At 51.8% G+C, this 13880-nt stretch carries 13 protein-coding genes; 5 read left to right on the forward strand and 8 right to left on the reverse strand.

The features are described 5' to 3' along the window. The 4 genes from OXG87_24135 to OXG87_24150 all read right to left on the reverse strand — a co-directional run. Positions 1-1061 (reverse strand): BNR-4 repeat-containing protein (locus tag OXG87_24135; GenBank protein MCY3872644.1); only part of this gene is annotated, 1061 nt, incomplete at its 3' end. After that, positions 1058-2650 carry a HEAT repeat domain-containing protein gene (locus OXG87_24140; protein ID MCY3872645.1) on the reverse strand — a complete coding sequence of 531 codons (1593 nt, stop codon included), beginning with the start codon at positions 2648-2650 and terminating at the stop codon, positions 1058-1060. The genes OXG87_24135 and OXG87_24140, both read right to left, overlap by 4 nt. A gap of 611 nt (positions 2651-3261) precedes the next feature. Beyond that, positions 3262-4038, reverse strand: coding sequence for an alpha/beta hydrolase (locus tag OXG87_24145; protein MCY3872646.1), 777 nt, complete (start codon positions 4036-4038; stop codon positions 3262-3264). A 12-nt stretch (positions 4039-4050) separates the two neighbouring features. After that, a complete protein-coding gene (locus OXG87_24150; protein MCY3872647.1) occupies positions 4051-5025 on the reverse strand; it encodes a c-type cytochrome in 975 nt (324 codons plus the stop codon). A 163-nt stretch (positions 5026-5188) separates the two neighbouring features. On the opposite strand from OXG87_24150, the gene OXG87_24155 reads away from it, so the two are divergent. Continuing rightward, complete coding sequence (locus OXG87_24155; protein ID MCY3872648.1) at positions 5189-5314, forward strand: hypothetical protein; 126 nt, start codon at positions 5189-5191, stop codon at positions 5312-5314. A gap of 48 nt (positions 5315-5362) precedes the next feature. Here OXG87_24155 and OXG87_24160 read toward each other — a convergent pair whose 3' ends face one another. After that, positions 5363-6391: a mannonate dehydratase gene (locus OXG87_24160; GenBank protein MCY3872649.1), complete on the reverse strand. Its 1029-nt coding sequence runs from the start codon at positions 6389-6391 to the stop codon at positions 5363-5365. 68 nt (positions 6392-6459) lie between these two features. Here OXG87_24160 and OXG87_24165 point away from each other — a divergent pair, with 68 nt between their 5' ends. The 3 genes from OXG87_24165 (at position 6460) to OXG87_24175 (ending at position 9667) form a co-directional block, all read left to right on the forward strand. Beyond that, positions 6460-7641 (forward strand): galactokinase, encoded by a 1182-nt coding sequence (locus tag OXG87_24165; protein ID MCY3872650.1) that lies wholly within the window; start codon positions 6460-6462, stop codon positions 7639-7641. Continuing rightward, positions 7638-8378, forward strand: a complete 741-nt coding sequence (locus OXG87_24170) for a nucleotidyltransferase family protein (GenBank protein MCY3872651.1) — start codon at positions 7638-7640, stop codon at positions 8376-8378. The genes OXG87_24165 and OXG87_24170 overlap by 4 nt, the downstream gene beginning before the upstream one ends. Positions 8379-8467: 89 nt before the next feature. Beyond that, the gene (locus OXG87_24175) at positions 8468-9667 is read left to right on the forward strand and encodes a hypothetical protein (protein MCY3872652.1); all 1200 of its coding nucleotides are present in this window, start codon (positions 8468-8470) and stop codon (positions 9665-9667) included. 1 nt (position 9668) lies between these two features. On the opposite strand, the gene hisN is transcribed toward OXG87_24175, so the two are convergent. Next, the gene (hisN, locus tag OXG87_24180; GenBank protein ID MCY3872653.1) at positions 9669-10433 is read right to left on the reverse strand and encodes a histidinol-phosphatase; all 765 of its coding nucleotides are present in this window, start codon (positions 10431-10433) and stop codon (positions 9669-9671) included. 25 nt (positions 10434-10458) lie between these two features. Here hisN and OXG87_24185 point away from each other — a divergent pair, with 25 nt between their 5' ends. Further along, the gene (locus OXG87_24185) at positions 10459-11505 is read left to right on the forward strand and encodes an acetylxylan esterase (protein ID MCY3872654.1); all 1047 of its coding nucleotides are present in this window, start codon (positions 10459-10461) and stop codon (positions 11503-11505) included. 10 nt (positions 11506-11515) lie between these two features. Here the strand turns inward: OXG87_24185 and OXG87_24190 are convergent, their stop codons facing one another. Continuing rightward, a complete protein-coding gene (locus OXG87_24190; protein MCY3872655.1) occupies positions 11516-13114 on the reverse strand; it encodes an arylsulfatase in 1599 nt (532 codons plus the stop codon). Continuing rightward, positions 13111-13880, reverse strand: a 770-nt coding sequence (locus OXG87_24195; protein ID MCY3872656.1) for a D-2-hydroxyacid dehydrogenase, incomplete at its 5' end; no start/stop codon positions are given. The genes OXG87_24190 and OXG87_24195, both read right to left, overlap by 4 nt.

Genomic DNA, 13880 nt, shown 5'->3' on the forward strand with positions numbered 1-13880 from the left:
AAAGAAATCAACCCGCCTTTTTCGTCGAGTATTGCATAAAATAATTCCAGTTCGGGGCTGAACCACTCACACCGCTTTTTGTGCGGATGTGTTGCAAATGCAAAGTGCAATCTGCCTTTGTGATCTCGGGATAGCGATGTCGCGCGTCCGCCTTCCATGTTCAAACCATCGAGGACTGGGGATAAATCCACAGGCTCCCATCCCGCGTCGCTGCGATGCCACAATACGCCGCTTTGATACCCGGGATATGAGCAGAAGAACCACGGTTGATTGTTTGCATCTACGACGTGATTGCCAACGCGCACGCTGTGCTGACCATCTCCGCCCTGCGGGTCGTGACAAATGGCTCGCATGGTTTCCATTGTCAATGGGTCTTCAAAGCGCGCGCCTTCGTTGTACCACGTATCGCCGCCGTCTTCTGAATATACATGTACCGCTGCGCGTCCCCGGCAGTCTGCTGCATGTCCAGATTCTGCAAAGTGAAATTGAAATACCAGATGCAGGGTTCCGTCTGGTCCTGTGGTTAAGGATTGCATGAAATGGTTGTATCCTGCGACCGGGCTTACTGCAATTGAACGCGGTGGTTCCCAATTCTGGGTTGCTTTTTTTCGCCGGTACCACATGGCCCATCTGTCCCCGCTCTCGCGATGTGCCAGGTGAAGTGTTCCGTGCTGATCTACTGCGAAACTGGGATATGTGCTCAATGCGCCCAATGCCTCTGGCTCACTCCAGGTATTCGGGTCCTCAGGGTTGTCCGACCATCGATAAAAAAACGGGCCGTGATGCGCTCCGACGAGGGCGTGCAATCGGCCGTTGCCATCCAGTATCAGGGCGGGTCCACAGTGGTTGTCAATGCCTTCGCCAATTTGAAATGCCCGATGCATCTCGCCAGATACTTCGTCACATACGCCTATCATGATTCTCGCCTGTGTGCCTTCTTCTGGCGGGGCATCCAACCATCCGATGAATAATTTGCCATCTCGCCGAATCAGTTTCCCGCTCATGTTATATCCGGTTCCACGGTCTGATCCCTGCGTTGAAATCAAGTGTCGTGTGTTCAAAATAGTCTTCCTTTCTCTATGCTTTCATCCCACCGCCGCGTCATCAGATATTCCATGACGCCATCCATTGCCGAGGGCGTGCCTATCCGTCGCAATGCTTCCAGGGCAAATGCAGCGACGTGACCGTTGGGGTCAGATAATGTGTCGAGCAGGAGAGCTTCGGCAGATGTGGCGTCTTTGCCCAGGCGCGTAAATACCATTGCGGCGTTGACGCGGACCTGGTCATAGGGCGCCCAGTTGCGTCGGTCGGGCATTTGCCATTCGGGGCGTCCCACTTTGAGTAGTCGCTCGAGTACTGGTATAAATTCTTCGCTATCTTTCCTAATGCTACCCAGCGCATCTGTGGCTGTTCGCACAACGCAGTGAGAGGCATCGTCCAGACAGCGCGTGAGTGCAGGGACAGCTTGTGTCGCCAGAGAATCCATTTCACCGAGCGCGAAGGCCGCGTTGATGCGTGCCCATTCGCTTGAGTTTTCCAGCAGTCCAATTAGAGGATCCAGTGAAGGTGTGCCTATGGCGACAAGTGCCTGGGCAGCATCTTCCATCGAGATGGCGCCTTCGTTCCACGATGCGGGTACGGGGTCCTCGTCTTTGTGTGCGGCGTCTAATAGTGCTTCTATCAGGGGCTGTACTGCGGGTTGGCCTATTGCGCCCAGGGTATATATAGCCGCGAGACGAGTCCACTGGTCGTCGGTATTGAGCTTGCGAATCAGCACGGGAATTGCATCGGTATTTTTTGTTGCGGCTATTGAATGCATGGCTGCGAGTTGTTTGTCCTGGTTGTCGTGATGCAGGTCTTCCAATCCACAAGTTGCGGGGTCTGATGCGCGAAAACTTTCGTATCGATCCTTTTTGCCACATAGCCAATCCCATATATGCGACCAGACCAGATGCAGATCATGCGGTGTTTTATATGTTTCGGGGTTTCGCCAGATATGATCCCGACAATCCCACGAGGGTTCGGTCGGTTCTTCTGCGCGCACGTAAATGAATTTGATCATGTGCCGGGGTTGGCGAAGTGCGTTGATGCCTGCGGCGTGTCCCACATCAAAATGCGTGATTGATACGGTGCCGGCTTTACCGGCTATTGGTATGGCGTTTTGACGGTCTTCATCGGTCAATCGCCTGTGATACTGCGTGCCGGGAATCGCGTGTGTGGGACCGATTTCAATGGGCGAATCCTGCGGATAGTACATGATGCGCGCAAAACGCGGGTAGTGTTGGCGCGGGCGTCCCAGGGGGGTGTAGGAATCTTGATGACAATTTTGGGCGAGTGTTCTGTGTGTTGCGTCGGGCGCGATGTAGTGACAAAATCGATGCGGGTGTTCGATATATCCCGGGCCGAGTACGCTGATGAGCGCGCCCCGCACTTCTGGGCTGTTTAAGATGCGATCCATCTCGGGGACGCGGGGTAGCACGTTGTTGCCGTAATTGAATTCTTCATCGACCATAAATTGCAGTTTTTGCCGAATTGTCTCGTGCAGGTCATTGGGCACATCCGGCTTAAAAACCACGTATCCGTCTGCGATATATTGACGCATTTGCTCGTCGTTAAACAATTTCGGGTCTTCTCGTTTGCCATATCCCATATCTGTGTTCTCCTGTTCTGTAGCTAAAATAATTAGCGCGGATTGGGCACTGGTATATAGTATATAATTTTACCTAAAGATGCCTATAAAAAAATTTCAAATTAGGTCTTGACATCCCGCAATTTATCGGGTTATATTCCAAAATAACAGGCGATATGAATCGTCAGGCGGCATTCCGCTCGAAAGGGTTCTCGCCCGTGTGTTTTATATCTGGTCTTTTTTGTGTCGGACTCGTTACCGCCATTCGGTAACCCGACCTGGATACCGTTCTTTAGGCCTTCGCACAAACACACAGGGCATAGAGAGTTCATTGGACCGCGAGTGGGTGTGACGGGCCGCGATACTCACAAGAGGAGGTTACTATGCCACCAATCTGTATCCAGCGGTCGGGTGTTAGGACCTCTCCCCCGATCGGCTGACATAGGAGGTTCTATGACTTGTAGTACATAGATGGCCGCGATGAATGATCGCGGCCATTCTTTTATTTATAAGCGATTAGCCTATCCCAGCCCAGTCCTCTTTTTTATCTGCGTAAAACGCTCAAATGAACTGGCCTGATAGGCGGCCAGTTGTACACCGCTCACTCGCGTTTTTTCTGCGTCATCTGCGGATTACACCAAATACGCAACGCTCACTTTTGCCATTCCCGCATTGTTGTGTCCCACGTTGGGTACTGTGTCCAACTGCCAGTTAAATGGCACATTGAGTGTTTCAGCTTCTCGTTTTGCTGTTTCAAAAAAAGTGTGACCGCGATCAAAGCGGTGTGCGCCCTGCATCATTGCCTCTGGTGTCCGTCTCAATTTTGGGTGGTTCACGTCTATATCATCAGTTCCCAGGAGTACTACAACCCGCTGGCTCAGGGACCGTTTCAAATCCGCGACAGTCAGACCCGAGCCGGTCAATCCATAGGGATAGGTCTGTTTGAATGTGGGCATGGTGTACCACCCGGCGTTAGCTGCTATAAAAATATGTGCAGGTGACTGAGGCATGAAGTACAAAAATCGGTGTACAAACTGGCTGCCCGCCGAATGCCCATAAAATCCGTAGGACGATGCCCGGAGTTCCACTCGTTTTTTGACGTGGTCAAAAATGCCTTCAATTATCTGAAAAGACCAATCGGCTGTGGCATTTCGCGTTCCATCTTCGGCAAATACATTGCCGAGGTTAAATGTCCTTTCATCGGGGTAATTTTCCTGTGAAAACTCCGGGGCCAATAATAAAAATCCGTGCGTATCGGCATGGCTGGCCCAGGTGTCGCGATAGGTGCTGGCATTGCGCGAGGCCCCGTGCAGGGCAAATACCACTGGCAGGTCGGTAAGATGGTCTTGAGGGCAATGATACCATACTTTGACGCGATTAAAATTAAATGCTCCGGAACCTGATTCCATATTTTCCTCTTATTATTCCACAAACCGTTCGACGGCATTTCGGATTGGCGCGACGGTTTGCAGATAGTCGTAGATGGCGCTGAGGTCTTCGTCTGTCATGCCCGCGTACATCGTCCAGGGCATCACGCTGTTCATGCCATCCTGCAATAGAATGTGCCTTGCGTTTTCCCCGGCAAATTGTCTGAAACGCCCGATGAAGTACTCTTTTTTCCAATGCCCAATTCCCGTTTCTATGTCGGGTGTGATATTGGCCGATTGCACGGTTTTGCCACTGGGCAATCGAAATTGAAATCCTCCGGCGAATTGCATGTCTTCAACGGGCTGCCTCTGTTGATTATGAGGCGTATGGCAAGTGGCACATCCGGCAATGGTCGCCAAATACTTGCCATAAGCAATGGGGTCTGAACGATCAACCGGTTTGGGGAGTTTATAGGGTTCTGGCATTGTGCGTACAAGCAGGTTCATGGGAAAATTCAATTTGGACCGCGGCGGGATATGGTCAATGGGAGATAGGGTACGCACATAAGCGACAATGGATTCAATATCTGCCGGTATGAGATTTCGATATGCGCGATAGGGCATCAGTGGGAAAAGCGGATCGCCGTTTTTATTTACGCCGCTGGTAAAAGCCCGAATGATTTCACCGTCTGTCCAATCTCCCAGAGCTGCCGGTGTAATATTGGGGGCGATTAAGGTGCCCGGAAATCCCGCTGTTTCCGGAAATATCTCGCCGCCTTTGCCCTCGGTGCCCGGTAGCGGTGGCGCAGAATAATGCGCCCAATCCCGCGTTGAATGGCATTCGAGACATACCGTGACGTGATTGGCTAAATAACGTCCCCGTGCGATTTGTTCGGGTGTTCCCGACACGCGAATATTATAAGGCGGATCTGCTTTGGGAAAATTGGTTTTCAGATGGTAAGCAACGCCCAGCGCGCCCACAATTACGAGTGCCACTATAACAGTTACAGTCACGACCACCCACTTCATTGGTATTTCTCTCCGGGTATGATATCCATACAAAGTCTATCGCAAACGATAGATTTATCTGCACGAATTGTCAAGAGTCGTATTTTGTCTATTGACTTAATATAAAAAATTAGTATTATTTATATAGAACATATCCGTCCGCACTACTCAAAGGAGGAGAGCCATGCAGACTTTCAACGAATTGCGCGACCGGGAAGAGGATAGAATCAGCTTACAATTCAAAGTCGCCATGGGAATTATAGGCGTAATTTTTGCGATTACTCTGGTTTATAGTGTTCTCAGTTTCTGACACACAATATCACATGCAACCCCAACGCTTTTTCGCGTTGGGGTTTTTTTATTTCTTTTTTTCTACGGCATTTCGCATAGCGACCATTTGACCAATGGCATACGCCCAGCCAATGCGCGTATCTGGTGTATCGCTCAGGATGCCCGGCGTGTGGTCGGGGTCGATCATGCCGTTGTAACCCACCTCTTGAAATGCCTGTACGCAGGCAAACATATCGCATTCGCCGTCGTCGTGAAAAGTTTCGATATACTTAAATCGAGGTATTTCCACTTTCACATTTCGGAAATGTACGGTTCCAATGCGATTCCGCGATCCAAAATAGCGAATCATTTCGACGGCATCTGCGCCTTTTTCTGTCATTACGCCCGTGTCGTAAAAAATGCAATTTGATGGGCTGTCTATCACTTCGATTAACCGTTGCATGCCTTCGATATCGCCCAGGGGTTGGGCAACGCCGCGATATTCTGGAACCGGTGGATCATTGGGGTGTGCGGCCAATTGTACACCCGCTTTTTCCGCAGTTGGGATCGCGTTTTCCAAAAAATAGGTCAGATTGTCCCACATTTCATCCATTCCAATTCGCCCGATTGAATTGAGAGGTGGGAGATTGGCTATCCGCTCGTTGTCAAAGTCCCGCAAATCTGCGCCGCCGCGTCCCGCACCTCGCTGTGCTGCATATCCTTCTGATGCTCTGAGGGCTGTGAAACTGTAGTTCAACGCCCGAAGTCCCAGCCGCCCTGCGATTTCGATATTGGTTTTTATAATTTTCAGATCGTCTTCTCTGCCCGGTTGGCCCATTAATACGCGCCCTGAAATACCCAATCCCGCGATTAGAGGGATCAGGTCATACGATTCTATTCTGGCTTTGATGCGTTGCAATTCCCGCTCGTCCCATATCCCACCCTGCGCGCCTTTTGGACCCGTCTGTGTTGGCGGGACCAGTTTGCGTTCGCCCGTTCCCGGTTCTGTACGCCATCGCGTCGGCATCACTACCGCATCGACCCCAATTTGCCGATAAAAGCGCAATGTTTGCTCTGAAATATCGCCAATACCTTTGCCTATTTTGATTTGTGGCATTGCGGTTGTTCTCCTTTTTTTGTAATGTTGTTGATCGCTGACTGCTGACGACTGACAACTGACTGCTCATGATAGATCAACTCAAAACTGAAATGAATTGCCGATTTGGTGTTGCGCCTGCCGATGTGCGCGTTGTGCGATCGCCCTATCGGGTATGTCCGCTTGGCGCACATATTGATCACCAACTCGGGCGGGTTACAGCCATGGCTATTGATCAGGCTGTGTACCTGGCTTTCGCGCCATCGGAGGATGGGAATACGCATCTTCAGAGTCTTACCTTTGAGGGCGAGGTATTATTTGCGCTTGCCGATGTACCCGACAAAATAGATGGGGATTGGGGCAATTTTCCGCGTGGCGCAGTGCATGCATTACAGCAAGAGGGCTATAAGCTCACGCGCGGGATTACGGGGCTTACGGCGGGCAGGATGAACGAAGGGGGTTTGAGTTCATCGGCGGCTATTGGCGTGGCGTATTTGCTCGCTTATGAAGAGGCCAATGATTTGTCCCTGTGGCCCGCTGATAATATTCGGCTCGATCAAGCGATTGAAAATGGCTACCTCGGTCTCAAAAATGGTATTCTGGATCAATCGGCGATCCTGTTATCGCAAAAGGGTTTTCTCACGGTGATCGATTGCGCGTCTGCCAGGCACGAATTGATTCCCCGGTCCAATACTATGCCAGACTTTGATATTCTGATTGCCCAATCGGGCTTGCGCGAGGCTCTGGTTTCAACGGGGTATAACACGCGGGTAGATGAATGCGCCCGTGCTGCGCGAATATTGCTCAATGCCGTGGGGTGTTCCGACCGAGAACCTCTGCTCGGCAATATTGCCTTTGAAGAATACGATATGCATAAAAACCTGTTGAGCGGTGCCCTTGCTAAACGCGCCAGACATTTTTTTACGGAATCTGAGCGTGTGCTTATGGGTATTGATGCCTGGCGCGCGGGCGACCTCAATACTTTTGGCAGGCTGATCGCTGAGTCGGGGCGCAGTTCTATTGAGAATTACGAATGCGGTAGCAAGCCCCTCATTGATCTCTATCATATTCTCATTGAGACCGATGGGGTTTACGGTGCTCGTTTTAGTGGTGCCGGGTTTCGGGGCTGTTGTGTTGCGCTGGTGAATCCCCAAAAGTCCAGTGCGGCGATTGAACAGATTCAATCGGCTTATCGCGCCAAACATCCCGATTTGTCAAAAAATGCCCCGGTTTTTATTTGTCAACCCGACGATGGAGCCAGGATTCTGTGAAAGCTATTATTCTCGCGGCGGGATACGCTACGCGGCTGTATCCTCTTACCAAAAACTTTCCCAAGCCTCTGCTCAAAGTGGGGGGCAAGACGATTCTCGATTACCTGCTTGAACAGATTAAAGCTATTGCAGATATCGATGGTGTTTATGTGGTGACCAATCGCCGATTTTACGGGCACTTTGCCGACTGGGCGCGTGAAAATAGAGCGATACAGACTGAGATACTCGACGATGGCACGACTTCCAACGACAATCGTTTGGGGGCTGTGGGCGATATCCAGTTTGCGATTGAAGCGCGCGATATTGCCGATGATGTTCTCGTTCTCGCCGCGGATAATATTCTGCTGTTTTCTCTCTCCAAATTGGTCGATACATTCAAATCCAATCCCGTCTCCCACATTGCCGTGCGCCACAATCCCGATTACGATGATCGCAAGCGCAGGGGCAATGTCCGGTTAGACAAAGATAATCGCGTTTTGCAATTTATTGAAAAACCCGACAGGCCCATTTCCGAATGGTCGGCATCGCCCGTTTATATTTATCCGGTGTCGATACTGCCCCGTTTTAAGGAATATATCGCCAATGGAGGCAATCCCGACGCGCCCGGGCATTTTTTGGAGTGGTTGCATATATGCGAAACCGTTTATGCGTACGATATTGAAGGTGGTGTTCTCGATATTGGCAACCGCGAATCTCTGGCCGAAGCGCGGGCGTTTTTTCAATCCAAAGATCGCTGATCATCCTCGCGCATTGACATTGTGTATTTCAGGCTCTATCTTGTAGAAAATCGAATTTCTGGTAACCTTAATACAAAGGATTTTTCACTATGGCAAGCGTCAATATTATCCGTCATAAGCCCATTCCCATTTTTTGTAGCACAGCCGAAGTTGTTATGACCTACGACGACGACCAAGTCGTGCGCCTCGTTGAACCCAGCGGCAATGTGGGTACGCAGTATCCCAATGAACTCGGATCAGAGTGGTTTGGCACTATTGAGAACCTGAGTCTGGGGCTTGCGCGTGGGGGTGCGAACTGGGGCGATGTGTACAAAACCGATGTCCTGTGGACGACGCCATCTGATAGTCGTGACGACTGTGAGGCTTACCGAGATGCGTTCAATGCCGTATATGGACCTGTGATTGATGCTGTGACGGGTTGTGAACTCAAATCCAATCGCATGGCGCGTTTTACCCATGGAGAAGGGTTTCCAGATCCAGTAGCGCTTTTTGAGGTGGAAATTAAAGCTGTTAAGGGCGAGGATATTTCCTTTGGCGATGGGAAGATCGAATACGGTGCATGGACCGACCACCAGCCCAGTGGCGCGTCGGTGATGCACACCGATGGTGAGGGCAATACTGTTACGACACTCGGCGATGACCTCAAACAAGAGATGGAATTTGTGCTCGTAGATCAGTACGAAAAAAAGCTCGCGGCTGACAATGTGGATTTCAAAACGCAAACCGCGCATCTCGAGGTGCTCGTGGCGATTGATGACGATCCTTCGGCAACCTGGACGCGCATTGAAATCGTGCGCGAAGTGATTGCCGATTATTTTGGCGACCACCGCCCCGCAGGTAGGATTTATGCGGTTTCGCGTATTCCCAATCTCGATGGGATTGTGGAACCCCAACCGCGCTGTGTTACCGGCGATGTCGCTATTGATCGTTCGGGGGAGATTGTAGATGGTTTCAGTACCTGGACGGCCATTCGGCGGCAGGGGGTATCCGAGGTGCTCGTGAGCGGTGTTGGTGGCGATGATGCAGATGCTATTCTCAATGCGATTGACGGGCATATCGTGACAGCAGGCGGCGCAGGGTTGAAAGAAAATGGGGTTTTTAACAATGCGTACATTGTGGCTGCGGAGAGTAGTGAGGCTTCGCGCGACCGTTTGACTACTTTTAATGAACAATTCTCGGGCTACTATACAGGCGTGGCACCTTCTGGCCGAACCGCCCAATTTGTGCCCGGATTCATGCGCGAAGACCACATCTACGGTATTTCAAATCGCTCGATATTTGCGGGGTAAATTATCCTTTAATCAATTGCATTACTTTTTCAAATAACGCTCCGTTTGTACTGACGGCCTCGTTGCCCCAAATCGTTGCCTCGCCACTCCACGTTGTGAATGTGCCGCCCGTTTCTTCTAAGATAGGCGCGAGGGCGGCGCAGTCCCATACGCTCATAATGGGGTCGAGCATGATTTCTGCACGCCCGGTTGCGACGAGCATGTGGCCATAACAATCGCCCCAGCCGCGCACGAGTTTGGCGCGTGAGCAAATCCGGTTTATGGCTTCGCCCCGGCCGTGTTTATGCAGAGAATCGGTCAAGATCACGGTTGCGTCCTGAATGTCCGATATGTCAGATACCCGCGTGGGGCGACCATTCCAGGTGCAACCCAATCCACTGGCAGCACAAATCATTTCATTTAGTGCTGGAAAATGAACGACGCCAACAGTGGGTTCGTCCTCGACTTCCACGCCGATCAGTACCCCGTATAAGGGTACGCCGTGTACGAATGATTTTGTGCCGTCAATGGGGTCTAAAATCCATCGCCGCCCACTTGTGCCTTTTTTGTCTCCGTGCTCTTCTCCCACAATGCCGTCGTCTGGAAAACGCGCTTCAATCAATTCTCTCAATTTTGTTTCGGCTCCTTTGTCTGCGGCCGTTACAGGTGATTCATCCGCCTTTTCCTCTACTTCGACTCCGGTCTGAAAATACTGCAGTGTGATCCGTCCGGCTTGCCAGGCGGCATCTGTTGCAAAATCCAGTACTTCTCGCAGTGTATCTGCCATTTTTTTTCCTTGAAAGGTATTCAATATGGAACATCCCGAACACAGCGGCGCGGTTCGCACCTATCTCGATTCTCTTTATGCCGATGAACTGCGCTATGTCGCGTGTCGAGCAACTGATCGCGAATCTTTTTTTCAATGGCAAGAGGAGGCGCGTCCTGTGCTTCAGCATCTGCTGGGTCTTGAAAGTATTGGCGCGTCTCTGGGCGATCACACGATTCAGGTGCAACTCGGTGTAGCGCAAGATATGGGCGATTATACGTTGCAACCCGGTGTTATTACTACCGAGCCGCGTTTTGGTTTGCCATTCTGGTATCTCCAACCCAGGGGAGATGGTCCTTTTCCGCTCGCTGTTTTGCCACACGGGCACGACAAATACGGCATGGATACGTATATTGGCAAAGCGCGCGATGACGATCACCGCAAAAAGATTGAGGCCGAAGACCGCGATGTTGCTGTTCAGGCGGTCAGGCGCGGGTTTGCCGCCATTGCGCCCGCTGCACGCGGTACGAGTACTACGGCTATTCCCGATATTAATAAGCGCCACGGCGACCGCGATTGCCGCAGTCAATTTATGCACGCTTTGCTCGCTGGACGCACTGCGACGGGTGAGCGCGTGTGGGATGTGATGCGTCTTATTGACTGGGCACAGGATATTCCCGAGATTGATACTTCTACGATTCTGGTTATGGGCAACTCGGGGGGGGGAGTTATCACCTGTTATGCCGCCGCGGTTGATCCCCGCATTACTATTGCTGTGCCGAGTTGCTCTTTTTGTACGCTTGTGGGCACCAGTGGTTTGATTCACCATTGCGATTGCAATGCGGTGCCCGGGATTTTGCGCTTTGGCGAAATCTGGGATGTTACGGGTCTTATTGCCCCGCGCCATCTCTGTATTGTGAATGGGAAACAGGATACGCTATTCCCCGTGCCCGAAGTCGATCGTGCGGTTAAAGGTATCGCGCGTCTCTACGAGATCGCTGGTGTGCCCGATCGCATTGAACACCACTACGGCGCCGCGGGGCACCGCTTCTACAGCGATCTTATGTGGCCGTTTGTTGAAAAAGTGAGGTGACGGATGATGCTCATTTTGCCACTTCCTGATGGTAGGGATGTACTTTAACCCGCACGGCCCATTCGGTCCATTCTCGTTCGAGCGATTTTACCAATTCGGGATGTTCTGCTGATAGATCGCTGGTTTCACAGCGGTCTTTTTCCATGTCGTAGAGTTCCCAATTTTTGTTGGGATATCGGGTATTGCCCTTCAGCAATTTCCATTTTTCCCTGCGTATGGCGCTGGCGTCAAAGTGATCGAAGCACAGGCTGCGTTCGGGCAGGTTTTGCGCGTTGAATAGGGGAACAAGGCTCGTTCCTTCTTGCGGGTGAATGCGTTCTCCATTGTGCGTTTCGGGATATTCGGCTCCGGTAATTTCGCATACAGTCGACATGATGTCAAACAGGTGCATGGGGGTGCGAACCCAGCGGTCGGGTTGCACGATCCCTTCAGGCCAATGGGCGATAAATGGGCTACAATTTCCGCCTTCGTGGTTGTAGTGTTTGTACATGCGCAGCGGTGTGTTGCTCAGGCACGACCACGCGCTGCCCACAGAGTGATAGGTGTCCGGTCCACCGATTTTTTTGAGTTCTTCACCTGTGTGGAGATGGGTGACGCCCAATCTGCTGCGTTCGTCAAATCCAAAGGGTCCCCATTCGTAACACGCGCCATTGTCGCTTGTAAACAGGATGAGTGTGTTGTCCAGTTCTCCTGTTTCTTTTAGGCGGTCAATGATTCTGCCTATGCCGCGATCGATATGCTCGATCATGGCCGCAAAGACCGCCATGCGGTAGGCGAGGTCTTCCCTGCGGTCAGGCGGGAGATCTTTCCACGCGGGATTCTGTTTGCCGCTGTACCCGTTTGCGATGGCATCATTTTCTTCGATGGGGACAATTGAACGCGGTGTGAATTGCCAGTTTTCTGTCGCCAGGCCAGATTCTTGCTGGCGCACGTAGCGTTCACGGCGCAATACATCCCAACCTCGGCGGTAAATATCGAGATATGAATCGCGGGTTTCTGCTGGCGCATGTAAGGGAAAATGCGGAGCCGAGTGGGCGAGGTAGAGGAAATAGGGATTGTCTTTTTGTTGCGCCTGTTCGATAAATTCTACGGCGTAATCGTTGAATGCTTCTGTTGCGTAGTATGCATCGTCGCGAAAAGAAAGTTCGGGTGTTCGAGATTCGGGATAGCGATGATAATAAGACGGGTCCCATTGCGGTGCGCTGTGGCCTTTGATGAATCCGTAGTATTCGTCAAATCCCCGGTCTGTTGGGTTAGATTGATCGCCAACGTGCCATTTTCCAACGCCATAGGTGCTGTAGCCCTCGGTTTTGAGGACTTCGGCTAATGTCACGCAGTGGTTGTTTAGCCTGCCCAAATAGGCCGGTCCCCATTCGGCGGTTCGGTCAGGGCCCGTAAAATTGGCGATGCCAGCCTGATGGGAATACAGGCCTGTGAGCAGCGAAGCCCGAGAGGGACAACAGCGGGCAGAGTTGTAACTTTGCGTGAATCGCAAGCCATTTGCCGACAGGCGATCCAGATTGGGCGTTCGGATCTCGCCACCATAAGAACCGAGATCCGAATAGCCCATGTCATCTACGAGAATGACGATGATATTGGGTTTTTTCATGTGACGCGCCGTTCCCGTTTTGGATATCCGAGGGATTTGTCAACTTCGTTAAAGAGCGGTTCGCCCGCCTGGTAGCGTTTCAGGTTTTGGCAGAAGAATCCAACGGTTCGGTTGTGTCGATTGGGAGAGCCACCGGCAGCGTGTGGGGTGATAATGGCATTTTCCATGTCCCAGAGCGGGCTATCGGGAGACAGGGGTTCTTTTTCAAATACGTCCAGGCCAGCACCGGCGATTTCGCCGTTTTTGAGGCCCTCGGCCAAAGCGGCTTCATCGACGATGGGACCGCGTGCGGTGTTGACCAGAAAGGCGGTATTTTTCATCAGGCTCAGGGTGCGGGCATTGATGAGTTTTTCGGTTTCGGGCGTGTACGGTACGGCGATAAATACGACATCGGCTATTTGCAGACCTTCGTCCAGACGGTCCATGTCCCAGATCGCTTCGACGTAATCGGGTTTGTCTCCGCCCTGTATATCCAGCGCAATCAGGCGCGCGTCATAGCCCTGGGCGAGTTGTGCATAGTATTGACCAATGCCGCCAAATCCGACGATGAGAATGGTGGCTTCCAATAAGTCGGCGAGTGGTGGGCGCGTCCAGGCATGGTCGAGTTGATGGCGAAATGAAACGTGTAGCCCGCGCGTGAGGGCGGTGGTGAGTGCCCAGGCGTGTTCGGCGACCTGAACGGCATGGACGCCGCTGGCATTGCATAGTGTGATGTCGCTGTTGGCGACTTCGGGGATCAGTGCTTTGTCCATGCCGGCACTCGTGG

The sequence above is a fragment of the Gemmatimonadota bacterium genome, assembly GCA_026706845.1.
Lineage (GTDB): Bacteria > Latescibacterota > UBA2968 > UBA2968 > UBA2968 > VXRD01.

What these genes read in the sequence shown, in the direction of transcription:
- OXG87_24140 (MCY3872645.1), bottom strand. Translation starts at nt 2,650, where the DNA reads ATGGGATATGGCAAACGAGAAGACCCGAAATTGTTTAACGACGAGCAA.
- OXG87_24145 (MCY3872646.1), bottom strand. Translation starts at nt 4,038, where the DNA reads ATGGAATCAGGTTCCGGAGCATTTAATTTTAATCGCGTCAAAGTATGG.
- OXG87_24150 (MCY3872647.1), bottom strand. Translation starts at nt 5,025, where the DNA reads ATGAAGTGGGTGGTCGTGACTGTAACTGTTATAGTGGCACTCGTAATT.
- OXG87_24155 (MCY3872648.1), top strand. Translation starts at nt 5,189, where the DNA reads ATGCAGACTTTCAACGAATTGCGCGACCGGGAAGAGGATAGAATCAGC.
- OXG87_24160 (MCY3872649.1), bottom strand. Translation starts at nt 6,391, where the DNA reads ATGCCACAAATCAAAATAGGCAAAGGTATTGGCGATATTTCAGAGCAA.
- OXG87_24165 (MCY3872650.1), top strand. Translation starts at nt 6,460, where the DNA reads ATGATAGATCAACTCAAAACTGAAATGAATTGCCGATTTGGTGTTGCG.
- OXG87_24175 (MCY3872652.1), top strand. Translation starts at nt 8,468, where the DNA reads ATGGCAAGCGTCAATATTATCCGTCATAAGCCCATTCCCATTTTTTGT.
- hisN (MCY3872653.1), bottom strand. Translation starts at nt 10,433, where the DNA reads ATGGCAGATACACTGCGAGAAGTACTGGATTTTGCAACAGATGCCGCC.
- OXG87_24185 (MCY3872654.1), top strand. Translation starts at nt 10,459, where the DNA reads ATGGAACATCCCGAACACAGCGGCGCGGTTCGCACCTATCTCGATTCT.
- OXG87_24190 (MCY3872655.1), bottom strand. Translation starts at nt 13,114, where the DNA reads ATGAAAAAACCCAATATCATCGTCATTCTCGTAGATGACATGGGCTAT.